22 protein-coding genes are annotated in these 25,461 nt (G+C 53.6%); 11 read left to right on the forward strand and 11 right to left on the reverse strand.

Going from position 1 to position 25,461, the window contains the following annotated elements; translation table 11 throughout:
- Positions 1 to 243: 243 nt before the first annotated feature.
- The 7 genes from RDO88_RS06945 (at position 244) to RDO88_RS06975 (ending at position 12,498) form a co-directional block, all read left to right on the forward strand.
- Positions 244 to 2,592, forward strand: coding sequence for a TonB-dependent receptor (locus tag RDO88_RS06945; RefSeq protein ID WP_307758684.1), 2,349 nt, complete (start codon positions 244 to 246; stop codon positions 2,590 to 2,592).
- 75 nt (positions 2,593 to 2,667) lie between these two features.
- Entirely contained in the window at positions 2,668 to 4,545 is a 1,878-nt protein-coding gene (locus RDO88_RS06950; protein ID WP_307758685.1) for a GH32 C-terminal domain-containing protein, read from the forward strand.
- 22 nt (positions 4,546 to 4,567) lie between these two features.
- Positions 4,568 to 6,763, forward strand: a complete 2,196-nt coding sequence (locus tag RDO88_RS06955; RefSeq protein ID WP_307758686.1) for an alpha-galactosidase — start codon at positions 4,568 to 4,570, stop codon at positions 6,761 to 6,763.
- A 33-nt stretch (positions 6,764 to 6,796) separates the two neighbouring features.
- Positions 6,797 to 7,972 carry an MFS transporter gene (locus tag RDO88_RS06960; protein WP_307758687.1) on the forward strand — a complete coding sequence of 392 codons (1,176 nt, stop codon included), beginning with the start codon at positions 6,797 to 6,799 and terminating at the stop codon, positions 7,970 to 7,972.
- 2 nt (positions 7,973 to 7,974) lie between these two features.
- Positions 7,975 to 8,868 carry a PfkB family carbohydrate kinase gene (locus tag RDO88_RS06965; RefSeq protein ID WP_307758688.1) on the forward strand — a complete coding sequence of 298 codons (894 nt, stop codon included), beginning with the start codon at positions 7,975 to 7,977 and terminating at the stop codon, positions 8,866 to 8,868.
- A gap of 62 nt (positions 8,869 to 8,930) precedes the next feature.
- Positions 8,931 to 11,684: a substrate-binding domain-containing protein gene (locus RDO88_RS06970; protein ID WP_307758689.1), complete on the forward strand. Its 2,754-nt coding sequence runs from the start codon at positions 8,931 to 8,933 to the stop codon at positions 11,682 to 11,684.
- A gap of 229 nt (positions 11,685 to 11,913) precedes the next feature.
- Positions 11,914 to 12,498 (forward strand): UpxY family transcription antiterminator, encoded by a 585-nt coding sequence (locus RDO88_RS06975; protein ID WP_307758690.1) that lies wholly within the window; start codon positions 11,914 to 11,916, stop codon positions 12,496 to 12,498.
- Here the strand turns inward: RDO88_RS06975 and RDO88_RS06980 are convergent.
- From RDO88_RS06980 to RDO88_RS07005, 6 genes are all read right to left on the reverse strand, one after another.
- Positions 12,455 to 12,964 carry an N-acetylmuramoyl-L-alanine amidase gene (locus tag RDO88_RS06980; RefSeq protein ID WP_307758691.1) on the reverse strand — a complete coding sequence of 170 codons (510 nt, stop codon included), beginning with the start codon at positions 12,962 to 12,964 and terminating at the stop codon, positions 12,455 to 12,457. The genes RDO88_RS06975 and RDO88_RS06980 overlap by 44 nt on opposite strands.
- Complete coding sequence (locus tag RDO88_RS06985) at positions 12,961 to 13,089, reverse strand: smalltalk protein (protein WP_307758692.1); 129 nt, start codon at positions 13,087 to 13,089, stop codon at positions 12,961 to 12,963. The genes RDO88_RS06980 and RDO88_RS06985 overlap by 4 nt, the downstream gene beginning before the upstream one ends.
- Before the next feature lie 135 nt (positions 13,090 to 13,224).
- Positions 13,225 to 13,734, reverse strand: a complete 510-nt coding sequence (locus RDO88_RS06990; RefSeq protein ID WP_307758693.1) for a DNA-binding protein — start codon at positions 13,732 to 13,734, stop codon at positions 13,225 to 13,227.
- 86 nt (positions 13,735 to 13,820) lie between these two features.
- Complete coding sequence (locus tag RDO88_RS06995) at positions 13,821 to 14,033, reverse strand: DUF4248 domain-containing protein (RefSeq protein WP_307758694.1); 213 nt, start codon at positions 14,031 to 14,033, stop codon at positions 13,821 to 13,823.
- Between the two features lie 129 nt (positions 14,034 to 14,162).
- Positions 14,163 to 16,022 (reverse strand): DUF3987 domain-containing protein, encoded by a 1,860-nt coding sequence (locus tag RDO88_RS07000; protein ID WP_307758695.1) that lies wholly within the window; start codon positions 16,020 to 16,022, stop codon positions 14,163 to 14,165.
- Positions 16,023 to 16,087: 65 nt separating this feature from the next.
- Entirely contained in the window at positions 16,088 to 16,666 is a 579-nt protein-coding gene (locus RDO88_RS07005) for a BT4734/BF3469 family protein (protein WP_307758696.1), read from the reverse strand.
- 159 nt (positions 16,667 to 16,825) lie between these two features.
- On the opposite strand from RDO88_RS07005, the gene RDO88_RS07010 reads away from it, so the two are divergent.
- Both RDO88_RS07010 and RDO88_RS07015 read left to right on the forward strand, forming a co-directional pair.
- Positions 16,826 to 17,269: a hypothetical protein gene (locus tag RDO88_RS07010; RefSeq protein WP_307758697.1), complete on the forward strand. Its 444-nt coding sequence runs from the start codon at positions 16,826 to 16,828 to the stop codon at positions 17,267 to 17,269.
- Between the two features lie 383 nt (positions 17,270 to 17,652).
- Positions 17,653 to 18,873: a GTP-binding protein gene (locus tag RDO88_RS07015; RefSeq protein ID WP_307758698.1), complete on the forward strand. Its 1,221-nt coding sequence runs from the start codon at positions 17,653 to 17,655 to the stop codon at positions 18,871 to 18,873.
- Between the two features lie 73 nt (positions 18,874 to 18,946).
- Here RDO88_RS07015 and RDO88_RS07020 read toward each other — a convergent pair whose 3' ends face one another.
- Complete coding sequence (locus RDO88_RS07020; protein WP_307758699.1) at positions 18,947 to 21,031, reverse strand: fimbrillin family protein; 2,085 nt, start codon at positions 21,029 to 21,031, stop codon at positions 18,947 to 18,949.
- A gap of 324 nt (positions 21,032 to 21,355) precedes the next feature.
- On the opposite strand from RDO88_RS07020, the gene RDO88_RS07025 reads away from it, so the two are divergent.
- Positions 21,356 to 22,171, forward strand: a complete 816-nt coding sequence (locus tag RDO88_RS07025) for a Cof-type HAD-IIB family hydrolase (RefSeq protein ID WP_307758700.1) — start codon at positions 21,356 to 21,358, stop codon at positions 22,169 to 22,171.
- Between the two features lie 10 nt (positions 22,172 to 22,181).
- Here RDO88_RS07025 and nadD read toward each other — a convergent pair whose 3' ends face one another.
- The 4 genes from nadD to RDO88_RS07045 form a co-directional block, all read right to left on the reverse strand.
- Entirely contained in the window at positions 22,182 to 22,742 is a 561-nt protein-coding gene (gene nadD, locus RDO88_RS07030; RefSeq protein WP_307758701.1) for a nicotinate (nicotinamide) nucleotide adenylyltransferase, read from the reverse strand.
- Between the two features lie 9 nt (positions 22,743 to 22,751).
- Positions 22,752 to 22,967, reverse strand: coding sequence for a hypothetical protein (locus RDO88_RS07035; RefSeq protein WP_307758702.1), 216 nt, complete (start codon positions 22,965 to 22,967; stop codon positions 22,752 to 22,754).
- The gene (gene gmk / locus RDO88_RS07040) at positions 22,964 to 23,527 is read right to left on the reverse strand and encodes a guanylate kinase (RefSeq protein ID WP_307758703.1); all 564 of its coding nucleotides are present in this window, start codon (positions 23,525 to 23,527) and stop codon (positions 22,964 to 22,966) included. The genes RDO88_RS07035 and gmk overlap by 4 nt, the downstream gene beginning before the upstream one ends.
- 241 nt (positions 23,528 to 23,768) lie before the next feature.
- Positions 23,769 to 24,647, reverse strand: coding sequence for a YicC/YloC family endoribonuclease (locus RDO88_RS07045; RefSeq protein ID WP_307758704.1), 879 nt, complete (start codon positions 24,645 to 24,647; stop codon positions 23,769 to 23,771).
- A gap of 99 nt (positions 24,648 to 24,746) precedes the next feature.
- On the opposite strand from RDO88_RS07045, the gene tsaB reads away from it, so the two are divergent.
- A complete protein-coding gene (gene tsaB / locus RDO88_RS07050) occupies positions 24,747 to 25,445 on the forward strand; it encodes a tRNA (adenosine(37)-N6)-threonylcarbamoyltransferase complex dimerization subunit type 1 TsaB (RefSeq protein WP_307758705.1) in 699 nt (232 codons plus the stop codon).
- Positions 25,446 to 25,461 lie beyond the last annotated feature (16 nt).

Here is a 25,461-nt window from a genome sequence, read left to right on the forward strand (position 1 = left end):
GAAAAGCGGAGGGTAGCGATACCTTCCGCTTTTTCTTTGCACAAAGTCCCCCTGACAATGCCAGAAATGTTGCATCCTGCAGCAGATATGTTACATGTAACGTGAATGACAACGTATGAAACATATCTTTCAGCCCTATTTCAAACGTCCGCGTACATTTGCACAGGTTCTCGGAGAAAGAGCCGGGAGCTGCAATGAACATTATTATTTAACTTCATAAATTGTAATACCATGAAAAAGGGTATGAAACATTCAGTATGCTATCGCACCGCTGCAGCTTTGTTGCTGCTCGGCCTTACTTGCGGAAATGCTTTCGCGCAAGAAGAAAAGAAGTCAACGGAATCGCAAACGGAAAACTCCAATAAGGAGGAAGGCAACCGCAACGTCATGCTTAACGCTGCCAGTGCCAATGGTCCGCGCGAAATCCAGATCGGCCTTCCTTCGGCCGACGTCAACGTGTTGGAAAACGGTATTCCCGTTACCTATGCCACCAATCCCCATTCGGTCAACTCGCTCTGGCGTGCCGATGCCAGTCTGAGCCACGTAGGACTGCTGAAGATTTCGGAAACAGCCATTACAACCGGAAACATCGGGTACGCCGTCAACTCTTTCACCCAACTGGGACAAAAAGGTTTTCACGGTACACTGAACTATAAAAGCAACCACTTCGGAATGCAGGAATTCTCCCTCAACGTGAACGGCGGCATTGCCAAAGACTGGTTCTACAGCGGAAGTATCTATCAGGACTTCGACCCGGGAACGTTCAAAATCAAATCGACTCCCTTCCAGGACCGTACACAAATCTATAAGTTTGCTCTCACGAAGAAGTACAACGACAATCGTGGCGAACTGACAGCCATCTACCACTACAGCAACAGTCATCCCGTCTATATGTATGCCACCCAGTCGGCTCCATTTGTCTATGTGGGCGACGGAAGCGTAAAAGAGTTTGGCAAGTTTGCCCTCGGAACCACTTCCTACCTGCCGATGGACAACGAGATGATGTTCCGGGATATGCGTACCGGCGAAATCAGCAAAACCAATCTCTACGATGCCGTCCAGAACAAAGGCAGCGAATTCACCCTGATGAACGACTACACCTGGGACAACGGTCTGAACTGGAAGGCCATCCTGAAATATGACCATTCCACCGGTTCCTGCGTCTACCAGACCCCGATGTCGCTCGACCAGAACGAAGCCGGAATCAATTACCTTTACGAAGCGGCCGACGGCAGCATGAAGCCCTATACCGGCGACTATGTACAGAGCCGTATGTCCTGCCTCAACCGCGGTTTTATAGATTCCTTCATGTTTACGACAGAATTGTCGCGCAAAGCAGGCAACAGTACCTGGCGACTCGGTCTGAACGAATGGTATTATGACATCGACTATGCTTCGGCAACCACCATGTACGATCAGTCCGTACCCATGGACGGCAGTTATCCTGTACGGCTCTACAATGCAGATTATGCCACTTATGCCGACCGTACCTATGCCGGAAACGGATACTATTACGACTTCAACAAGAACGCTTCGGAATACTACAAGGGACACGAAAACAAGATTGCCCTTTACTTTACCCACGACTGGGATATAACCGACAAGTTCAATCTGTACTACGGTGCACGTCTGGAATACCAGGCACTGCGCGGTGAAAATGCAGCTGTCAAGAATGCCAACGGCGAATACGTCGGACGTTTTGCCAACTATTACCTGGGTGCTACCGCTTCCGACGGAACCAAGATTGCCGCCACTCCGATGAGCTATGACTGGTTGAACTATGCCCTGACTGTTGCAGCTACCTACAAGCTGACCAAGGCTTTCGGTTTCACCGGCGACTTCACTTACATCACACAACATCCGAAAATTGAGAACTTCGCCCCCGCCACCCTTCCCAATACAGACAAGATTTCCGTTCCGCTGGGACGTGCCGGTATCTACTACAACAACGAATGGCTGAGCCTGACTTCACTCTTCTCTTATATATCGAAGACCAACAACAACTCTACGTTGAATCTGCAACACAAGACCGCAGCCGGCCAGACCGAAATCATGGCCGCCCCGCTGACTTACGACATCAAGACATTGGGATGGACTACCGACGTTGTGACTCACCCGTTCAAAGGATTTGACTTCCATTTCCTTTTCACCTACCAGAAGCCGACTTACAAGAAATACGAGACATCCGTCACCTTCTCTGACGGTTACGTAGGAAAAATCAACGCAACCGGCAATATCGTAGCCGAAATTCCGCAATTCATTGTAGAAATCGATCCCAGCTACATGATTACCAAAGATCTGAAAATATGGACCAGCTTCCGTTACTTCAGCAAGACTTATGCCAACATCAACGACGCCTACTACTTCAACGGCCGCTGGGAAACCTTTGGAGGACTGAACTGGCAGGTAAACAAGAAGCTGTCCCTCGGCTGTACAGTCGTCAACTTCCTGAACCAGACCGGAGCCAAAGGCAGTATCGCCGGAGCCGAACTCATCGAGAAGGAAGACGCCGGACAATATGCCGGACACGTCATGGCCGGCAGCTACATCCGTCCGTTTACGGTAGAGTTCAGCGCCAGCCTGAAATTTTAAACTGAGGTAAAACAGATTGTTTTTCGGATAACATTTTAAATTTGTATCTTTAAACGCTCAAAATAACAAGCAACCATGAAAATGAATTTTCATTATCTGACCATGGCATTGGCAACCGCTGCAGCATTCACAGCCTGCCAGCCTCAAAAGAATGGTATCCGCCTGGAACACCAAGGCGATACACTGACTATCGTTCACATCACAAACCCATCCAAATATCTGATTCTCCCCATTCAGGAATCCTGTAATGAAGGTAAAGTAAAACTCGTCACCGGCAGTCCTGCCGACATGGCCATGGACATACGTCTGGCCGTAGACAGTGTCGAATACTATGTACCGTTCGCCCTGCCCCAGGGAAGCAAGGAAGCCACCGTCGCCATCAGACGTGTAGCCTCCAACGCCATCTGCTGGGACAGTATCCGGTTGGCCGACAGCTTCGATACGGCCAATACCGACTACTACCGTCCCGTCTATCATCATACACCGCTCTACGGCTGGATGAACGACGCCAACGGTCTGGTATACAAAGATGGCGAGTATCACCTTTACTTCCAGTACAACCCCTACGGTTCGAAGTGGGGCAACATGCACTGGGGACACTCCGTAAGCCGTGACCTCATCCACTGGGAACACCTCGCCCCGGCCATCGCCCGCGACACACTGGGACACATCTTCTCGGGCAGCACCGTCATCGACAAGAACAACAGCGCCGGCTATGGCAAGGATGCCATGATTGCCTTCTACACTTCGGCCAGCGACGAGCACGGACAGATACAATGCATGGCCTACAGCACCGACAACGGACGTACTTACACGAAATATGAGAAGAACCCCATTCTGACTCCCTTTGACGGCCTGAAGGATTTCCGTGACCCGAAAGTATTCTGGTACGAACCCGCCCAGAAATGGTATATGATTGTTTCGGCCGACAAGAACATGCGTTTCTATTCGTCCACCGATATGAAGAACTGGGAATACTTGAGCCAGTTCGGCGAAGGCTATGGCGTGCAGCCCAACCAATTCGAGTGCCCCGACTTCATCCAATTGCCCGTCGACGGTGACAAAAACCGGATGAAATGGGTGATGATTGTCAACATCAATCCGGGCTGTCTCTTCGGCGGTAGCGCTACAGAGTATTTTGTCGGAGAATTTGACGGTAAGGAATTCAAATGCGATACAGAAAAGCGTGTGACGAAATGGCTCGATTTCGGCAAAGACCACTATGCAACCGTCTGCTTCTCGAACACGGGCGACCGTACCATCGCTGTTCCCTGGATGAGCAACTGGCAATATGCCAACGCAACCCCCATCCGTCAGTACCGCGGTGCCAACGCCCTTCCGCGCGAGCTCTCCCTCTACACCAAAGATGGTGAAATCTATATGGCTGCCAACGCCGTAAAAGAAACTCAGGCACTGCGCAAAGGCACAACCGACGTGAACGACTTTGCTGTAAGCGACGAGCATCTGATCAGTCCGCTGGCCACCGGTCCCGAAGGTGCCTGCGAACTGGAGATGGACATTACTCCCGGCAAAGCACAGACAGCCGGTTTCCAACTGCTGAACGACAAAGGAGAGAAAGTTGATATCTACCTCGACATGAAAGCCGGACGCATCGTCATGGACCGCACACAGAGCGGGATTGTAGACTTGACCCGCCACGGTGAAATGAACGTACACGAAAAAGAGACAGACGAACACCGCAAAGCCGAATCGGTAAACTATATCAATGACTTCGCCCTCGGAACCTGGGCCCCGCTCTCGCTTTGCGAAGGCAAGACGTATCATCTTGACATATTCGTGGACAAGTGCTCCGTTGAGATCTTTGTAGACGGCGGCCGCATTGCCATGACCAACCTCGTGTTCCCCACCCAGCCCTACAACACCCTGCGTTTCTACGCCCAAGGAGGAAAGGCTGAAGTGAAGAATCTGAAGGTACACCAATTAGGATTGTAACACTTAAAAGCCCTTATATCCCATGAAACACCTCATCGTAACGGCGGCAATCTCACTGTTTGCCGCCACTTGTCTGAATGCGAACGAAATGAAGCAGATCCGTATCTCCACAGACCGTACCGACCTTGTGCTGCAAGTAGCCCAGAACGGACGTCTCTACCAGAGTTATTTCGGCGAAAAGCTGATCAATAATGTCGATTTGAAAGAGCTGGACTGGAGCATTCATGCGGCTTCCGACGGCAGCGTCAGCCAGCGTGGTTGGGAAGTGTACAGCGGTTCGGGCAACGAAGACTTCTTCGAACCGGCCCTGGCTGTCACGCACAACGACGGCAATCCTTCCACATGGCTTTACTATGTTTCTTCTTCCACGCATTCTGTAGAAGGAGGCGTACAGACTGATATCTTATTGCGTGACGACAAATATCCGGTAGATGTCACGTTGCATTACGTGGCCTATCCCAAGGAAAACGTCATCAAGACATGGAGTGAAATCCGCCATCAGGAAAAAAAGCCGGTTGTCCTTTCCGCCTATGCTTCCACGATGCTCTACTTCAGCCGTCCGGCCTACTACCTGACGGAATTCAGCAGCGACTGGGCCAAAGAAGCACAGATGAGCACCCAACCGTTGCAATTCGGCAAGAAAGTGATCGATACCAAGCTGGGCAGCCGTGCCGCCATGCACACACACCCATTCTTCATCATGGGGCTGGACCAGCCGGCTCACGAAACCCAGGGAGAGGTACTGATGGGGACACTGGCCTGGACAGGAAACTTCCGTTTCACCTTCGAAGTGGACAATGTGGGCAATCTGCGCATCATTCCGGGCATCAATCCGTATGCTTCGGCCTACAAGCTGGAACGCGGTGAGGTGTTCACCACACCCGAATTCATCTTTACGCTCAGCACGGAAGGAACAGGACAAGGCAGCCGCAACCTGCAGGCATGGGCACGCAACTATCAGTTGAAAGACGGCAAAGGTTCCCGACTCACGTTATTGAACAATTGGGAAAATACCGGATTCGACTTCAACCAGGATATCTTGGCCGAACTGATGAAGGAAGCCAAAGACCTGGGAGTAGACATGTTTCTGCTGGACGACGGTTGGTTTGGCAACAAATATCCGCGCAAGAACGACCGTGCCGGTCTGGGCGACTGGGAAGTGACACACGACAAGCTCCCCGGCGGCATCCGGGCACTGACCGATGCCGCCCGGAAAGCCGGAGTCAAATTCGGCCTCTGGATCGAACCGGAAATGGTCAACCCCAAAAGCGAACTTTTCGAAAAGCATCCCGACTGGGCCATCCACTATCCCAACCGCGACACCTATTATTACCGTAACCAGCTGGTACTCGACCTGAGCAATCCGGCAGTACAAGCATATGTTTACGGCATTGTAGACAAGCTGCTGAAAGAAAATCCGGAAATAGCCTACTTCAAATGGGATTGCAACAGCCCCATCACCAATATCTATTCGCCCTACCTCAAGACGGAACAGGAACAACTGTATATAGACCATGTACGTGGTGTATACAATGTCATGAAGCGCGTGAAAGAAAACTATCCCGACATACCCATGATGCTCTGTTCGGGAGGCGGCGCACGTTGCGACTACGAAGCCTTGAAATATTTCACAGAATTCTGGTGCAGCGACAATACCGACCCCGTAGAGCGCATCTACATCCAATGGGGATTCTCCCAGTTCTTCCCGGCCAAAGCCATGTGCGCCCACGTGACAAGCTGGAACAAGGCTGCTTCCATAAAATTCCGTACCGACGTAGCCTCCATGTGCAAACTGGGCTTCGACCTGGGACTGAAAGAACTGAGTGCGGAGGAATTGCTTTACTGCCAGACGGCAGTAGCCAACTGGAAACGCCTGCAACCGGTAATCCTGGACGGCACCCAATACCGCCTGGTATCGCCCTACGAAAGCAACCACATGGCCGTAAATTATGTAAGTACGGACAGTCGCAAGGCTGTTCTTTTCGCTTACGACGTCTACCCGCGCTATCAGGAGAAACTGTTCCCCGTCAAGATGCAGGGACTGGATCCGCATAAACGCTACAAAGTGGAAGAAATCAATCTGATGCCCGACAGCAAGTCGGCACTTCCCGCCAACGGCCGCATATTCTCGGGTGACTATCTGATGAAAATAGGTCTCGATGTCTTCGGTTTCCGCCCCATGCAGAGCCATGTGGTAGAACTGACCGAAGTCGAATAAGTTCAAACAAAACATTTTAACACAAGTATTTTTATGACTGCAAAACAACAAATAAAATACGGACGGCTGGTTCCCGTCATGCTCTGCTTCTTTGCCATGGGCTTTGTAGACCTGGTGGGAATCGCATCCAATTATGTAAAGGCCGACCTGGGTCTGACGGACTCGCAGGCCAACATCTTCCCGTCACTCGTTTTCTTCTGGTTCCTCATCTTCTCCGTTCCCACAGGCATGCTGATGAACCGCATCGGAAGAAAACGGACCGTCCTCATGAGTCTGGTGGTAACTGCCGTATCCCTGTTACTCCCCCTGTTCGGCGACAGCTACGGACTGATGCTCTGCTCCTTTTCTCTGCTGGGCATCGGCAATGCATTGATGCAGACCTCACTCAACCCGCTGCTGAGCAACATCATCACAGGCGACCGTCTGGCCAGCTCGCTCACCTTCGGACAGTTTGTCAAAGCCATCGCTTCCTTCCTGGCCCCCTATATTGCCATGTGGGGAGCCACACAAGCCATGCCCACCTTCGGCCTGGGATGGCGTGTACTCTTCCCCGTCTATATGGTGATAGCCGTCATCGCCATCCTGTGGCTGTCATCCACGCCCATCGAGGAAGAGCAACCTGACAAAGCATCCAGCTTTACCGGCTGCCTGCGCCTGCTGGGCCATCCCTTCATCCTGTTGTGTTTCTTGGGAATCGTCTGTCATGTAGGTATCGACGTGGGTACCAATACGACCGCTCCCAAGCTGCTGATGGAACGGGTGGGCCTGACCCTCGATGAAGCCGGCTTTGCCACAAGCCTCTATTTCATCTTCCGAACGGCAGGCTGTCTGTTGGGAACCTTCATACTGCAACACCTCTCTGCACGCCGTTTCCTCGCTGTCAGCGTGGCGTGTATGCTCGTTGCAATGGCCGGTCTGCTTGTTTCCGACGCCCACTACGTCATCTATACATGCATCGCCCTCATCGGCTTCGGCAACTCCAACGTCTTCCCCATTATCTTTGCCCAGGCTCTCACTGCCGTCCCTCAACAGAAAAACGAGGTTTCGGGCCTGATGATCATGGGCCTTTTCGGCGGTACGGTCTTCCCGCTGCTGATGGGTGTGGCCAGCGATGCCATCGGACAGAGTGGTGCCGTGGCTGTCATGACGGTCGGCGTACTCTATCTGATAGCCTATACATTCAATATGAAACTACATAAACAACAATAACCATGAACAGTCAACCAATCGTAGTCGGAATGGGCGAAGCACTCTGGGATGTGCTGCCCGAAGGGAAAAAACTGGGCGGGGCCCCTGCCAACTTTGCCTATCATGTCTCTCAGTTCGGTTTGGAAAGCCGTGTCGTAAGCGCCGTCGGCCAGGACAAACTGGGTGCCGAGATTTTGGATAACTTCCGTCAGAAACAGCTGTACGGACTGATAGAGACCGTTCCCTACCCCACAGGCACGGTACAAGTGGAACTTGACGCCGAAGGCGTACCCTGCTATGACATCAAGGAAGGCGTGGCCTGGGACAATATCCCCTACACACAAGCCCTGGACGGACTGGCCCGTCAGACTCATGCCGTCTGCTTCGGTTCGCTGGCACAGCGCAGCATCGTCTCCCGCCAGACCATCCACCGTTTCCTCGACGCCATGCCCGATGCCCCCGATACGCTCAAGATATTCGACATCAACCTCCGTCAGAGTTTCTACAGCAAAGAAATCTTGTGTGACTCTTTCTGCCGTTGCAATGTACTGAAAATAAACGATGAAGAGCTTGTAACCGTAAGCCGTATGTTCGGTTATCCCGGCATCGACCTTCAGGACAAGTGCTGGATTCTGCTGGCCAAGTACAACCTGAAGATGCTCATTCTGACATGTGGCGTCAACGGCAGCTATGTCTTTACGCCAGGGCATGTATCGTTCGTCGAGACCCCGAAAGTACAGGTGGCCGACACCGTCGGCGCCGGCGACTCGTTTACAGCAGCCTTTACCTCGGCCATCCTTCGCGGACGCTCCGTGGCCGAAGCCCACCGGCTGGCTGTCGAAACGTCGGCTTACGTCTGCACCCAACAGGGAGCTATGCCCATCTTGCCCAAGACATTGACAGAAAGACTGGCCTGATTATTCCTGTTTCATGGAATTTCCGTATCTTTGTAACCATCAAACTGCAAGAACGGAATTCCATGAAACACTTGTACTATCTTCCCGTCCTCCTTACCCTCTGTCTGCTATGTACCGCCTGCAGACAGAATAACAAACATTATACAATCGGCGTATCCCAGTGCAGCGACGACGAGTGGCGCACCCAGATGAACAAGGAAATACGCCGGGAAGCCCTGTTCTACCCGGATGTGCAAGTGGAAATCCGTTCGGCCGGTGACAACAACGAACGCCAGATAGCCGACATCGAACACTTCATCAGCGAAAAAGCCGACCTGATAGTCGTCTCTCCCAATGAGGCCGATGCCATCGCTCCCGTCGTAGAAAAGGCCTACAAGCAAGGGATTCCAGTGGTTCTGGTCGACCGCAAGATCAACTCCGAGAACTATACCGCCTATATCGGCGCGGACAATTACGAAATGGGCCGCCAGATAGGCATCTACATCGCCAGCCGGCTGCGTGGCCAAGGCAATATCGTAGAACTCACCGGCTTGCAAGGATCGACTCCTGCACGCGACCGTCACCGGGGACTGACAGACGCCCTGGCCGACGTACCCGGTATCCGCCTCATAGCCCAGGCCGATGCCGGCTGGTTCAGACAATCGGCCCAACATGCCTTCGACTCCATCCTCACCCTGCAACCCCGTATCGATCTGGTCTTCGCCCACAACGACCGCATGGCTTCGGGCGCACACGACGCGGCTGTCCGAAAAGGCCGTGAAAAGGATATGCTCTTTGTCGGTGTGGACGCACTTTCCGGAGAAGGAATGGGAGTGGAAATGGTGGCAGACGGTACACTCGACGCCACCTTCATCTACCCTACCGGAGGCGACCGTGTCGTGCAGGTAGCCATGGACATTCTGGAAGGACGGAACTATCCGCACGAGACACTTCTGTCTACCGCACTGGTCAACCGGCAGAATGCCCGCATCATGCAGATGCAGACGACCCACATCGGCACGCTGGACAACAAAATAGAAAAACTCAACAAGCAGCTCGACGCATTCCTGCTGCGCTACTCCGCCCAGAGCATGTTCCTTTATGCCTGTATCGTCATTCTGATACTGGTCGGCGCCTTGCTCGTGTTCGTGGTCCGCGCGTTTTGGACCAAAAACCGGCTGAATTCCGAACTGTCCAGGCAAAAGCAACAATTGGAAGAACAACGCGACCAGCTCATCACCCTCTCCCGGCAGCTGGAAGACGCCACACATGCCAAGCTATCCTTCTTCACCAACGTATCCCACGATTTCCGCACTCCTCTGACCCTGATAGCCGACCCCGTGGACCAGCTCCAGCAGAGTCCCAACCTGAACGAACACGAGCGCTTCCTGCTCAACATCGTCCACAAGAATGTCACCGTACTGCTACGCCTCGTCAACCAGATACTCGACTTCCGCAAGTTCGAGGACGGAAAGCTCCAGCTCCGCCTCAGCCGGTTCGACCTGCGCACCTCGCTGCTGGAGTGGACCGACGCTTTCCGCACACTGTCTTTCCGCAAGCACATCCACTTCCGCATCACGGCCGACGAACAGGCCGACTATACCGTTACGGCCGATGCCGAGAAACTGGAACGTATTCTCTACAACCTGCTCTCCAACGCATTCAAGTTCACCCCCGAGAACGGTAGCATCAGCGTCGGTCTGGCGCTGTTCAACCAGGAAGGCGAACCCGCTTTCCGCCTGCAGGTGACCGATACGGGTGTAGGCATGCCCGCCGAACACGTCCGGCACATTTTCGACAGCTTCTATCAGATAGACGTCCATCACGCCGGTTCGGGTATCGGCCTGGCCCTGGTAAAGGCCTTTGTGGAAATGCACCACGGCAGCATCCACGTAGATACCACCGAGGGACAGGGAACCTGCTTCACCATCGAAATGCCTGTCTGCCAGAAAGGAATGATCGACCCGGATACCACCCGAAGTGCCGCATTGACCAACCTGAAAGAAGGTGCCGTGCTGGCCGCCGACCAGGAAACGCTGCAGACAGCCGACACAGCCACCTCTCCCGAAGACAAGGAAAGCGTACTCGTGATAGACGACAATCAGGACATCCGCGACTATGTACGTTCCATCCTTCAGGACGACTACAACATACTGGAAGCCGCCAACGGTCAGGAAGGCATCCGTCTGGCCATGAAATACGTGCCCGATGTAGTCATCTGCGACGTCATGATGCCCGTCATGGACGGTATGGAGTGTTGCCGCCGTCTGAAGTCGGAACTGCAGACTTCGCACATTCCCGTAATGATGCTCACCGCCTATGCCGTAGACGAACAGAAGATCAAAGGCTACGAGTGTGGTGCCGATTCCTACATCTCCAAGCCCTTCAGTGCCCGCCTGCTGACGGTGCGCCTGCGCAACCTCATCGACAACCGCCACCGCCTGCAGAACTTCTTTTCCGACAAGAGCAACCAGCCGTTACAGAAAGCGGCTGTAACCGATGTGGACAAAGGCTTCCTGGAAAAGCTCCGGGAACTGATTGAACAAAAGCTGCCGGACCCCAATCTGAGTGTGGAAGAACTGGGCGAACAGATAGGCCTGAGCCGTGTCCAGCTTTACCGCAAGACCAAAGCCCTCTGCGGCTATGCTCCCAATGAGCTGTTGCGCATTGCCCGCCTCAAGCGGGCTTCCCTCCTGCTGGCTTCTACGGAAAAGACCGTTTCCGAAATCACGTACGAAGTAGGGTTCAGCTCGCCGTCCTACTTCACCAAATGCTACAAGGAATACTTTGGAGAAAGCCCGACCGACTTCTTGAAACGGAAGAAAGGGGAAGGATAAATCCGGAACGATATAATATATATTCGATATATTTATTTCTTTTTTACAAAAAATACCTTTACCTTTGCACTACTATATATAAACAAATGTCTATAAGCAAAACACAGGCAACATTCCTCACAAATGCCTGATGCCACAGGGCCGAACTTTGCGCAGACAACAATCTAACCCACTATATTCCAAGCATTTGCAAGGCATTATAGGACTAAGAGGTATATCCCTATCCGACATGAACCACCTGCAGAGTACCCGTAGGCAATGGTACGTCATGCGCGACCTGAAGCGCCCCAACAGCCTCCACCCGGCCTATCTGGAACTTGCCGATAAAGGGTTCGAAGTATTCACGCCCCTACACTGGCAGCTCAAAGAAATACGGGGAAGAAAGGTCCGCCGACAGGTCCCCTTCCTCCCCGATCTTCTGTTTGTCCGTGCCACACGTGCCGAACTCGACCCGCTGGTCCAGTCCATCCCTACGCTCCAATACCGGTACGTACGTGGCGGCTATCGCAAAAGTATGGTGGTGGCAGACGCTGACATGGAACATTTCATGCATGCCGTCGCCTCCTCACCGTCGCCCCGCTACCTGACACCGGCCGAACTGACTCCCGCTGCCCTGGGAGCGCAGGTCACCATCGTGGGCGGCCCGCTGGACGGTTACGAAGGACGGCTGCTGAAAATGCGCGGTTCGCGCAAGCGGCACCTGATTGTCGAGATTCCCCACCTGCTGGCAGCTGCGGTCGAGGTATGCCCGGACTTTGTCCGGATGGAGGTCAGCCGAACACAGCCGACGCATCCAGGCACGGACAGGCCTTAGGCGCGGTGCCGGGCAGGTCACGGTGGCCGCATACTACGGCCTGCGGGAAGAGCCGCTTCAGCCGGCCGAAGAGGTCGTGCAGCCGCCCGGTCTGTGCCGCGGTGCGCGTGTCGGCCGGACGGCCCTGTGCGTCGAGCCCGCCCTCGTAGCAGATGCCGATGGAGCAGCGGTTGTAGGGACGGCAGTGGGCGCCCACTTCGAGCAGGCCGCGGTGCTGGGTCAGGGTTCCGTCGCGACGGACGTAGAAGTGATAGCCCACGGTGCGGAAGCCGCGGGCACGGTGGTCGTGAAGCAGCTGCTGGGCGGTATAGTCCTGCGTGCAGCGGGTGGCGGAGCAGTGGAGTACAAGGAAGCGCACGCTGTCGGCGCCCTGCATCAGCTCGCCGTCCTCCATCCGGGCGAGGAGGGTGCGCTCGGTGGGCACCTTCTCGCCGCGGACGGTCATCGGGTAACGGTCGTCGGTCATGACAAGAAGGGGATCAAAGGTGAACAACTGGTGACGCCAAGTGCCGTCAGGGCGGCAATGGCTGCCTGGATGATGGCCTTCACGATGGAAGTCCAAGTGATTTTCTGGGTAGTGGTGTTTGACATAATTAGTGGTTAGGGGTTAGTGATTAGTGGTTAGTGATTAGTGGTTAGTGATTAGTGGTTAGTGGTTAGCGGTTAGCGGTTAGTGGTTAGTGGTTAGTATGCTAATCGCTAACCGTTCACCGCTAACCGCTAAAGTTACAGCGGGCTTTCGTCCTGTCCGCCGCCGTCTTCACCGTCGGGGTCGGTCGTTGTTCCGCTTCCCTCCACGTTGCCCGGATCGGCCGAGGCTACCTGCTTGATGACGTTTCCGTCCTTGTCATAGCAAGTAATGTTGATGGAGGTATTCTTCAGCTCGTCCTTGATTTCGGTGCTGGGCGTGAAAATCACCTTGCGGGTCGTGATGAGACTGGTGCTTACATCCTCGACATTCTCTACCGAAGTGGCCTGTAGACCGAAACGCATGGTTCCCAGTCCGGGTATGGCCACCGAATGGCCTTCCGTGGCCCAGGCGCGAATCACATCGCCTATTGCCTCCCAGGCAGCATTGATGGTGCCGCGCGAGATGCCCGACCGGATGGCGGCTTCACTCACCACCTTGTCCTGCTTCAGTGTACTGTAGATTTCGGTCGACATCACAAACCGATACTGCCCTTTCGAGGGGCCTACCGTCAGTTTGGTCTGACGGGCTTTTACTTTGATAGCCATAGAAAAAACGGTTTTTAAAAGGTTTACACCGCAAAGATACGGCCTGCTGCCAACCCACTTATGGGTTACGGCAGGTTGCGGTGGGTTCAGGGTTCACCCAGATGGGCCACGATGAGCGCCACCTGGCGCGAGGTGAACCACTTCTGCGAGCGGCTGTAGCCGGTAGCCTCGAGCTGGGCCATCAAGGGCGGACAACCATGTATCCAGCGCATCAGGTGGTTGGTAGCCACCGCCTGCGATGCCTCGGGAAAATACAGCCGGGCCAGGTCGCTTTTGGACAGGGAAAGGGGACGGAACATGAAAATGAAATATTAAATATAAAATATTAAATGTCAGGGGGGGGATGGGCGCATTTTTCCCCAGTTGGGGAAAAACAACCGGCCAACTGGAGAAAAAAACTTTCAAACTTTCAATCTTTCCGGACGGCCTCACACGCATGCGCGCGAGCGCACGAACGAACTGAACTCGTACTCGCCGCGGCCGGTCTTCAGCAGCAGGCCGCGCTCGGTGTAGCGGCGCAGCAGGGTATCGACGGTGCTTTCCGGCGTACCCATACGGACGGCCTCGTCAAGGGCCTCCCTACGGGTAAAGCGCGGAGGCAGACGGTCGAACAGAGCCTCGGGCCCCACCGGACCCGAAGAACGGACAGCAGACGAAGGCAGCAGTGACAGCACATGACAGGCATGGCTGTAGAGCGGCCCCGCCATCGACAATACCGCCTCGAAGTCGGCATCGCCGATGGAAAGCAGCAACCGCGACACCACGCCGTCGGCCACGTTTTCGGCCGGCACGGAAGGATGCGGACGCAACCCCTCGCAGGCCAGCAGGCGGCGTGTCAGTTCCGCAGCACTCCCGCCGGCAGGCGGCAGATTGTCGGCTTCCCCGACAGGCGGCAACAAAGAATCCAGTGCACGCAGCAGTGCCACTACGCCCATCAGGCGGCACAGATTGACGGCAATACGTGCCACCGAACTCTTCATGGCGTCGCCGTGGGCCATGCCTGCCCGACTGAAAAGCGCGGCCAGACAGCGGTTGAAACGGTCGCGCTGGACGGCGGTCAGCTCGAAACAGACGTTGTCCACCACCCCGCGTATGGCCGTAAGCAGGTGTTCCCATTGCCTCCCCCAGGCAGCGAAACGGCGATCATAGTCGGCACCGGTCTCGTCGAACTGGTCCACCCATTCGCCGATGGAAGGCATGTTATAGAACAGCTGTCGGGAAAAGAGACCGTTTTCGGCCGAAGGAATGAGCGGTTCCACCTGGGCGGGCGTGCCGCTGAGCAGCACACTGAGAAACGAGCGCCCGCACTCACGGTACTCGTGGTTGGTACGGCGGTTGAAGGCCAGCCTTTCGTGGTCGAAACAGTTGCGCAACGTGTCGCTCCAATGACCGTAGTCGGCCCCGATGGCCGAGCTGACGGTATCGGCCTCGGCCTCGCAGATGAGCCCCACCCCGCCGGCATCGATCAGATTCTCGACCACGCCCGTGCCCGAGTTGTTGCCGGGGATGATGAACAGCTTGAGGGGTGGCCGCTGGGGCTCGTCGGTCTTGCCCCGCTCCTTGCCCAGGCATTCCCACTGCGCATGCTCGCGGCGGTAGTTTTCCATCGCCTTGCGGTAGGCAGCCAGGCAGGCTTCGTGCAGGGGTTCGGCCAGCCGGCGCGTCCAGGTCACCACACCCTTGCCCGAAGCGGGCGGAGCGATGACAAACGTCTGCAGGCAGGGATATTTCATCTTCTTGCCGTAGGCAAAGCACAACAGGTTGTTGAGCGTGGAACCGATGACGGTGAGTCCGCCCAGCAACAGCGCGTCGCGTTGGGCGGGAGTCTCGCCGCAGTCCACCATCTGCCTCAGAAAGCGCGGCCAGGCATGGACGGGAAAGGCAGGCAGCGAACCCTCCGTGCCGCCGGCTTCGGACAGGCGGCTGCCGACAGCGGTATCCGGTCCGCTCGCGGGCGCGTGTGTGTACGTAGACGGCAGGAAAGTCTGAAAGTTTGAAAGTTTGGCCTCCAGCTTCACACCGGCCCGCTCCGCCAGATGGAAGACGGTGCCCAGCGAGTTCTGTCCCCGGCCGCCCTTGAGGGCCTGGTCATACAGACGGTCGGCTTCGGCCTGGCGGTACTTGGCCGAAAGACGGCACAGGCGATGAAAAAGACTGCGGCCGGCCTCGCCGCAACTGTTGGCCACGGCAAAAGCCAGTGGCATGTATTCCTGATAGGTAGGGGCAATATCGGCCCCTGCGGTTTCAACAGCGTCTGTCAGGCGCTGCAATGCTTCGAGTGAATCCATAGGAGAGTTGAGAGTTGAGGGTTGAGGGTTGAGAGTTGAGGGTTATTCTTTTTTTGGGGGGCAGTCTAGCCTCCCTGCTTGTCCGGCTGCCGGAGCCGGGCATCCGCGTCATAGGCCAGCAGGCAGGCACGGCACAGGTCCTTGTTGGACTGGTCCGGCTGCAGGCCATAGGTCAGTTCCAGATAATCCCAGGCAGTGCGCATGGCCCGTGCGAAGGCTTCGGAAAGGACATCGTCGGGAGCCAGACGATAGGACAGGAAAAGTTTCACCCCACTGCCGCTGGGACTGACAAAGGTCAGATCGGGGCGCAGCAGGGCGTCGTCTGCCAGGCGGTCGCGCCAGCCGGCCGCCTCGGCAGGCGAAGCCAGGTGGTCGATGTCCACCACAAACAGCCCGGAAGGATGAATGATACACGATTCTTTACAATAGGAAAAGACGCCGCCCGGTGTCACATAAGGCAGCAGGGCTACCTTCCGGCGCCGGAACTCGGCTGCGTCGGTCGAGGCTTCCCTCACCCGGGCAGTCAGGTCGCGCAACGCAGAATTACTTGTAATATAGGTATACAGGCTACGTACACTACATACTCCCGCCGGTCTCTTGTTGTGGATGGGAGCTTGAAAAAAAGACATGACTGTGTCTATCATCTGACAAATGTTTAACGGTTAACAATCCGATTGACTGTAGCGTAAAATTACAATAAAAAAAATCAACACTCAAAGCGTCCGGACCGGCATTGAACTACGGTTGAAGGACGATTGAAGAATCATTGAATATTCATTAATATCCACTAACAAACCAACCCGATGGAAACAATCAAAACCGAAAGTGAAGACGGAAGAATCGTGAACACGTTCAACGTCTACGGCGGAAGCGTCATCTTTGCCGCCACCGCCCCGCACGTCACCCAGCACATCTATGGCAACCACATCAGCGTCCCTTCCGTCAGTCCGGAGGAAGCCGAAGAAGTGTCCAAGCTCACCAAGGAAGAACTGAAACTATACCGCTACATCCCCAATGTAGAGGCTCTCCACGAGTTCATCGGCCAGATAGAGCTGTGTGACTCGGCCCACGACGTAGCCCTGCTGGCCTGGCGGCGGCTGGACAACGTCTACATCACACGCGACAACATCGTAAAGGCCGAGTTCATCGAAAGCCTGCAACCTTTCATCCGCCACATCAAGACGGGAGTGTCCACCGACAACCTGCGCTGCCACATCAACAAGTTCATGACGGAGAAAAAGCTCTGAACGGGAAATGCAATATCCGGACACCTTTCAACGGTCCGGGAAAAGACGTCGTGAGACGTGATACATCCCTGCTTAGCGAAGCTAAATCGATTTATTAGGAGTGCTTATACAGGGAATAAGCATTTGTTTGTTTTGTTTATGAGGGTTATATGGCGCTGTGCCATATAACCCTCTTTTTGCTCCCACATCACAGAAGGCAGGCGGCACCTCGGAAGTAAAAGTCGAAAACTACGTTTTCACTTTGTACTTCTCTCGGTTTGCACTACTTTGAATAAGATAGGCGGCACCTCGGAAGTAAAAGTCGAAAACTACGTTTTCACTTTGTACTTCTCTCGGTTTGCACTATCTTTGTTCTACGAAAACAAAAAGAACACCCATACGTCATGAAACAAAAAGAAATTCCCATACTGCTGCTCACAGGCTATCTGGGCAGCGGCAAAACAACCTTGGTAAACCGCATTCTAGCCAATAAGCGGGGAATCCGCTTTGCCGTTATCGTAAACGACATCGGCGAAGTGAACATCGACGCCGACCTTATCCAGAAAGGCGGTGTCGTAGCTCAGAAGGATGACAGCCTCGTAGCCCTGCAGAACGGCTGTATCTGCTGTACCCTGAAGGCTGACCTCATCGAACAGGTTTACGAATTGATGCGCACCGAACGATTTGACTACATCGTCATCGAAGCCAGCGGCATCTGCGAGCCCGAACCCATCGCACAAACGCTCTGCTCCATTCCCCGTCTGGGGGATGCCTATACCCGCCACGGCATCTGCCGCCTGGACTGCCTGGTGAGTGTAGTGGACGCCCTGCGCCTGCAAAGCGAGTTTGCCTGTGGTGACAGCCTGACCCGCAAGGAACTGGACGAGGAAGACATCGAAAACCTCATCATCCAGCAGATAGAGTTCTGCAACATCATTCTGCTGAACAAAGCGGCCGAAGTGAAACCCGAAGAACTGGGACGCATCAAGAAAATCATCCGCACCCTGCAACCCTCAGCCGAAATCATCGAATGCAACTATGCCGACGTACCGCTGGAGAAACTGCTCGACACACATCTGTTCAACTTTGAAAGGGCTGCGACCTCGGCCGGCTGGATCCGTGAGATAGAACGGGCCGCAACGGAAGAAGAAGAACGCGAAGCGCATGCCCACGGCAGTCATCACCACGGACACGAACATGAACATGAAGACGGCCATCACCACCACCATCACCACGAGCACGAAGGAGGGGAGGTGGAAGAATATGGCATCGGGACCTTTGTGTACTACCGCCGGCCTGCTTTCGACATCCACAAGCTGGATCACTTCATCGCTACCCGCTGGCCGAAAAACATTATCCGCGCCAAAGGGGTATGCTACTTCAGCCACAACCGCGACATGTCCTATCTCTTCGAACAGGCTGGTGTACAGAAACAGCTCACCGAAGCCGGACAATGGTATGCCACCGCTCCCGAAGAAGACCTTATCCAGCTGATGAAACAGGAGCCCGGCCTGCTGCGCGACTGGGACGAGAAATACGGCGACCGCATGCAAAAGATTGTCTTCATCGGCCAACACCTGAACAAAGAACAGCTTGCACACGATCTGGACGAATGCTTGGAATAAACCTTCAAGGAAACAAATGAAAAATAAATGCCTCCAACCGCCAGGCCTGGCAGTGGGGGCATTCTTTATACTGTTAAGGTTGAGTATCAGGAGGATTGCATATATAAGCCGACACAATGGTGGGAGCACCCGAAGCGGTCAAATCCCATATTTTGCCGGCTTCCCAGACGGAACCGTCGTCGGCCGTAAGATTGCCAACCCCAGTCACCAACGTCTGATAGTCAGTACTGCCGGCCTCCACACAATGATCCGGAGCATATGAGCTATATTTCCCTACGAGAGCAACGCTTGTCTCATCATTGACCAAAACAGCATAACAGGAGATCACATGACCTGTAGTGTATCCGGCAATGGTTCCTATCCCCGATTCATTACCGCTTACCGTACCCAAGAGCGAGACGTGTGTGGAATAACATCCATAAACATTGGCAGAACTGTTGTTACTATATCCCACAATGCCCCCCATAGCTTCCGAAGAAAGTCCCTGCCCTCCAATGTGGGAATAGGCCGAGTAACTGGCTATCACATCACCACGGGTATTGTATCCGACGACACCTCCCAGACGGGTACTCGATTCTGAAGAATTGTGGGTTACAGTTACCATATTCGCTATACACTGGGCTACAACACCAAAACTGTTTTCTCCCGCAATTCCACCGGCCCATTTGCCCGAAATGAACGCACCGTCGACCGCACATTTCAACAGACGGCCGCTGGTAAGCACACCGCCTTCTTTTACCGTTGTACCGACAATGCCTCCGGCACATGTACTGGAACCTTCTGCCTTGATGATGCTGCTGCCCGACAAGGTACAATACTCCACCTTTCCATAACTGGCACCGGCAATGCCTCCGGCGTTATAAGTAGCAGTGACCTGCACATCGAGCGCATTGCACCTGTTCACCTGTACACTGTTGTTTCCCACAATGGCACCGGCATACTGCCCCGACACAACAGAACCACGCACATTGCAATCTTCAATCATGCCCAAACTGGTACCTGCCACTACCCCCACATAAGAGGTATTGCTACCGGTTACGGACGCATTGGAAAACTTGACATCATGCACCTTCGAACCCTCGGCCAAGCCACCGAAGAAGCCTACACTGCTTGCATCATCGGTTATGGCCAGGTTACAGATATATTTGCCGTTTCCGTCGAAATCGCCCGAATAGCCGTCCGTATCCATATTGCTGCCCAGCGGTTTCCAAGTTATACCCTGCAAGTCAATGTCGTCTTCCAATACAACGCTTGTCTTCAACGCATCAGTTTGTGAGGCCCAATAAAGGAGTCCTTCGGCATTATAGATGTGATATACTCCGTCTTCTGTCACCTGATAACCGTTTGCAGGAGTAAACGAACCGGGAGTCACAACTCCCAAGTCCAGAATGCCTCCAGCGGCCAGAGTTGCTCTTCGGATACCTTTCTTCTTCCAGACATCTCCTTGAGCATTGTACAGTGAGAGTGTCAGCCCATTGTTCAGTATGGCAGGCGCAACGACCAGGTAATAAGTATTCCCTGCAGTCAAAGTACCCGTCAGTCCGACCATCGTCTCACCGAAACTGGCATCCGCAACAGCCGTCGGATCGGAAGCTGCGGCATCTATCGACAACGTACCAGCCAATACCTCTCCACCGTTCCCACTGAAAACTGCCTTTACAATTGTTTCGTGGATATTGCTGTCCAATGTGAACTTTACCAGCGCACACACATTCCTGAAATAAAGATTCTGTTGTGCGTCGGCCATTGCAACCGAAGGATTCAACATCGTAACAAAACTACCGTCCTGTGCCGACTGCAAGGCAGGCAAGGTGGTGGTCACAATACTTCCCGCAATTTTACTATCCTTATCATAAGGATATAGCGCATAGTAAGTCCCTCCGGCTTGGGCAGCCCTACCGGTATAGGTTACAGACGAACCGCCCTCTGCTGTAGAAAACTCATTGTTGGCACCCGACGGATCGAACAAGGAAATCTTGTCTCCTGCCAACCAGTTTACGGCATTGTTATCCACCAACACGGTGCGTGTAGAGGCATCTGCAGTAGCATAAAACTCCATCCGTACTTTGTTGTCCGGCAGTATGTTGTCCAACTGTTCGTCTTCTGTACAAGCCACCATAAGCGTGACCAAAGCCACTATATATAAAATTGATTTCATAATTGTTGCTGTTTTACCATTCATAAGGGTATTCATTAAAGCCTTCGTGCATACTACTGGCGCAAACGATCTGCTGTGCTTCCATCTCGATGACTGTGCATACTGGAGCTTCATATAATTCTTTGTTTTCCATACGTCGTCTTATTTTTTATTCATTGGGAAAAGATGATGACGGATGCCGGCTTCCATCACTGACAATAACAACAAATCTGAAAGACATTTGCTCACGGTCGGGTCATTTATTTTTTCATCTTCAATAAAAAAACAAGCATACGGAGAAATCACTATCTTTGCAACCGCTAACAACAAGACAGAAACCTCAAAATGAAACAGAAATATCACCTGCTCGTCCTCGACCTGGACGGCACCCTGACCAACTCGAAAAAAGAGATTTCTCCACGCAACCTACAAACTCTGCTCCGCCTCCAGCAGAACGGTGTCCGCCTGGTACTGGCTTCGGGCCGACCCACATTCGGCATCGCCCCGCTGGCCGATGCCCTGCACATGAAAGAATACGGTGGTTTCATCCTGTCCTATAACGGTGGCGAAATCATCGAATGGGGTACAGGACGCCTGCTCTACAAGAACCTGTTGCCAGACGACGTATTGCCGGTACTTTATACAGCCGCCGTCCGCAACAACCAGGCCATCCTGACCTACGACAACGAATACATCCTGACCGAAAATCCTGACAACGAATATGTCCATAAGGAAGCATTCCTCAACCGGATGAAGATACGCGCCGTGGACGATTTTCTGGAAGCGGCTCCCCGCCCCCTGCCCAAATGTCTCATCGTAGGCGATCCCGACCGGTTGATACGGACCGAAACCGAACTATCGCTCCGCCTGCAGGGACAGATCAGCGTCTACCGCTCGGAACCTTACTTCCTGGAGCTGGTACCGATGGGCATCGACAAAGCACAGTCCTTGTCCGTACTGCTGGACAAGCTGGGACTGACGCGCAAAGCGATGGTAGCCATGGGCGACGGTTACAATGACCTCAGTATGATTAAATTTGCCGGTATGGGTGTAGCCATGGCCAATGCACAGGAACCCGTGAAACAGGCGGCAGACTACATCACCCTGAGCAATGATGAAGACGGAGTGGCAGCAGCGGTGGAAGAATTGTTCGGCCTGTAACCTCCAGGCTTCATTCCTGCATCAGCCGTTCGTATACACGGGGATGAAGGAAATAGCGCACATCTTTCCCGGCCTCGATGGACTCGCGGATAAAGGTAGAACTGATTTCGAGTACCGGCGAATCAACCAGACGTACACGGGAAGGCAAGGAGGAAACTTCGACAGGATAACCCGAACGGGGATAAATCAGGATAGGATTCTCGGCCAACAGGCGCTCGGACTGATACCAGCGTGAGAAGGAGTGCCAGTTGTCTGACCCGATAATCAAATGAAACGTGTGTTGGGGATAGACTTCCTTCAGGCGGTCGAACGTATGGATGGTATAGGAAGGCTGGGACAAATGGAATTCGAAATCGGAAGCACGGAACTTGGGATAACCCTCTACGGCCAGTTGCACCAGCTCCAGCCGCAAGGCATCGGGCAACAGGTCCTGCCCCACCTTGAAAGGATTGCGGGGAGTGACCAAAAACCACAATTCATCCAGCCCGCCAAACTCGCAGAGGTAATTGGCCAGGGCCAGATGGCCGACGTGGATGGGGTTGAACGAACCGCTGAAAATACCGATATCCATAGGCGCGTATCAGATTTTCTTTCCCTTCAGGCGAAGGAAAGCAAGGGTACCGTTCGCAATAGAAACGATCCCAACAAGCCCCATGGCTATCGCCGTAGTGTATTCCTCATACTTTATATTGGCAATGAGCAGATACACGGCGCACACCAGCAAAATAACGTTGACAGCCAGCAGCCACTTGTTCATCTTGCGCGAGAAATTCTTTCCGTTGTAATCTTTCGTCATGCCTTCAGGAATTGGGTGATTACTTCTAGTGCCTCGGCTTTGGCCGTTTCCAGGTCGTCGTTCACAATAATCTTGTCGAACTTCGGAGCGAAGGACATTTCGTAAGCAGCCTTGGCCACACGGTCCTCGATGACTTCGGGCGCATCGGTACCACGGCCCACCAGGCGCTTGCGCAACTCTTCGACCGAAGGCGGCTGAATAAAGACTGACAAGGCACGGTCGCCGTAAAACTTCTTGATGTTGCATCCGCCTACCACATCGACGTCGAACACCACATTCTGTCCGGCAGCCAGCTGCTTTTCGACCTGCGACTTCAACGTGCCGTAGAAGCGGTCGTGATAGACCTCTTCGTACTCCAGAAACTCACCCTCAGCAATGCGACGGCGGAATTCTTCGGGCGAAAGGAAGAAATACTCCACGCCATCGCGCTCCGTACCGCGCGGCGGACGGCTGGTGGCTGAAATGGAAAAGGCCAGGTTCAGGTTCTGCGTCAGCAGATAGTTGATGATGGTCGATTTGCCCGAACCTGACGGGGCGGAAAAGATAATCAGTTTACCCATAAAATAATGAAGAACTAAAAATTAAGAACTCAAGTTCCGCAAGTGCGAAACTTGCAGGAGTTAAAGGAGTTAGAAGAAGTTATCGCCCACTGATGTAGGCTTAGAAGTTAAAAGCCGATAGACCTGTTTGTCAATTTTCCCTTTTACAAGACTATTGGCTTTGACTTCTAACAGAGCAAAGCGAAGTGATAACTTCTATAACTTCTTAACTTCCAGGAAAGTGTTATATGCGAAACTTAAATTACATTACGTTCAAAACTTGCTCCTTGATTTGCTCCAGCTCATCCTTCATCTGCACCACAATCTTCTGCATTTCAGCATGATTGGACTTGCTGCCCAAGGTATTGATTTCGCGCCCCATCTCCTGTGCGATGAAGCCCAGCTTCTTGCCCTGTCCGCTACCGTTTTCCAAGGTGCTGATGAAATATTTCAGATGATTGCTGAGGCGTTGCTTCTCTTCGTTGATGTCCAGCTTCTCGATGTAATAGATGAGTTCCTGTTCCAGACGGTTCTTGTCGTAATCCACGCTGATGGTCTTCTCAAGCGCGTCGACAATGCGGTCCTTTATTTTTCCTACGCGTTCCTTTTCGTAGGGTTCCACCGTTTCGAGCAGATGGGCGATGTTGGATATTTTCTCACGGAATTTCTTTTCGAGCGCTGCCCCTTCCTGCTTGCGGAAGTCCACCAGATGGTTCAGGGCTTCTTCGACAGCCGCATGGGCCACCTGCCACTCTTCTTCGCTCAGCTCCTGAGTCTCGGTCTTGGTCATCACGTCCGGCAAGCGGAGCAAGGTACCGAACCAGTCTTCCGGCTCGGGAATGCCTGTAGCAGAAGAAATTTCCTTGATGCGGTGGTAATAAGCGGCCACCAGTTCCTGATTGATGGGAGTGGCCAGCTGCTCGGCATCCTTCTTCTCCACCCAAAGGCTGAAATCCACCTTGCCACGCTCCAGCACGCGGGCTATCTCGTTGCGGATTTCCATTTCTTTTTCTCGATAGGCAGGCGCAATGCGTGCCGACAAGTCCATCGCCTTGCTGTTAAGCGACTTTATCTCAACATTTATCTTTTTATCGGGCAATTCCACAATGGCTTTGCCATATCCCGTCATCGATTGTATCATAATGCTTCTTAAGTTTTGTGCAAAATTACACGATTATTTTTAATTACTGAAAATAATCACGTAAATTTGTCAGCTGATTAAAAAAGATGAATTGTAACTATGTCATGTATCCTGCATATTGAAACATCCACTTCCGCCTGCTCGGTAGCCGTGAGCGAAGACGGGCAGGTAGTGTTCAAAAAGGAAGACTTGAACGGCCCTTCGCATGCCGTATCACTGGGAGTTTTTGTAGACGAAGCATTGTCTTTTGCCGACAGCCATGCCATGCCGCTGGACGCGGTGGCCGTGAGCTGCGGACCGGGGTCGTACACAGGCCTGCGCATCGGTGTGTCCATGGCCAAGGGCGTGTGCTACGGGCGCAACCTGAAACTCATCGGTCTGCCCACGCTGAAGGTACAGTGTGTACCGGTGCTGCTCTATCACGACGAGCTGCCCGACGATGCCCTGCTGTGCCCCATGATAGACGCCCGCCGCATGGAAGTCTATGCCGCCGTCTACGACCGTGCACTGAGGCCCGTGCGCGACATCGCCGCCGATATCGTGGACGAAAACTCGTACCGCGAATTCCTCGACCGGCACCCCGTTTACTTCTTCGGTGACGGCGCCGCCAAGTGCAAGGAAAAGATTACGCATCCCAATGCCCATTTCATCGACGGCATCCGCCCCCTGGCCAGCATGATGTTCCCCCTGGCCGAGAAAGCCATCGCCGAAGAGAAATTCGAAGACGTTGCCTACTTCGAGCCCTTCTACCTGAAGGAATTCGTGGCAGGCAAGCCCAAAAATCTGCTGAACGGATAATTTAACTGAAAATTTA

The sequence above is a fragment of the uncultured Mediterranea sp. genome (assembly GCF_902493215.1).
In the GTDB taxonomy this organism is placed as follows: domain Bacteria; phylum Bacteroidota; class Bacteroidia; order Bacteroidales; family Bacteroidaceae; genus Bacteroides.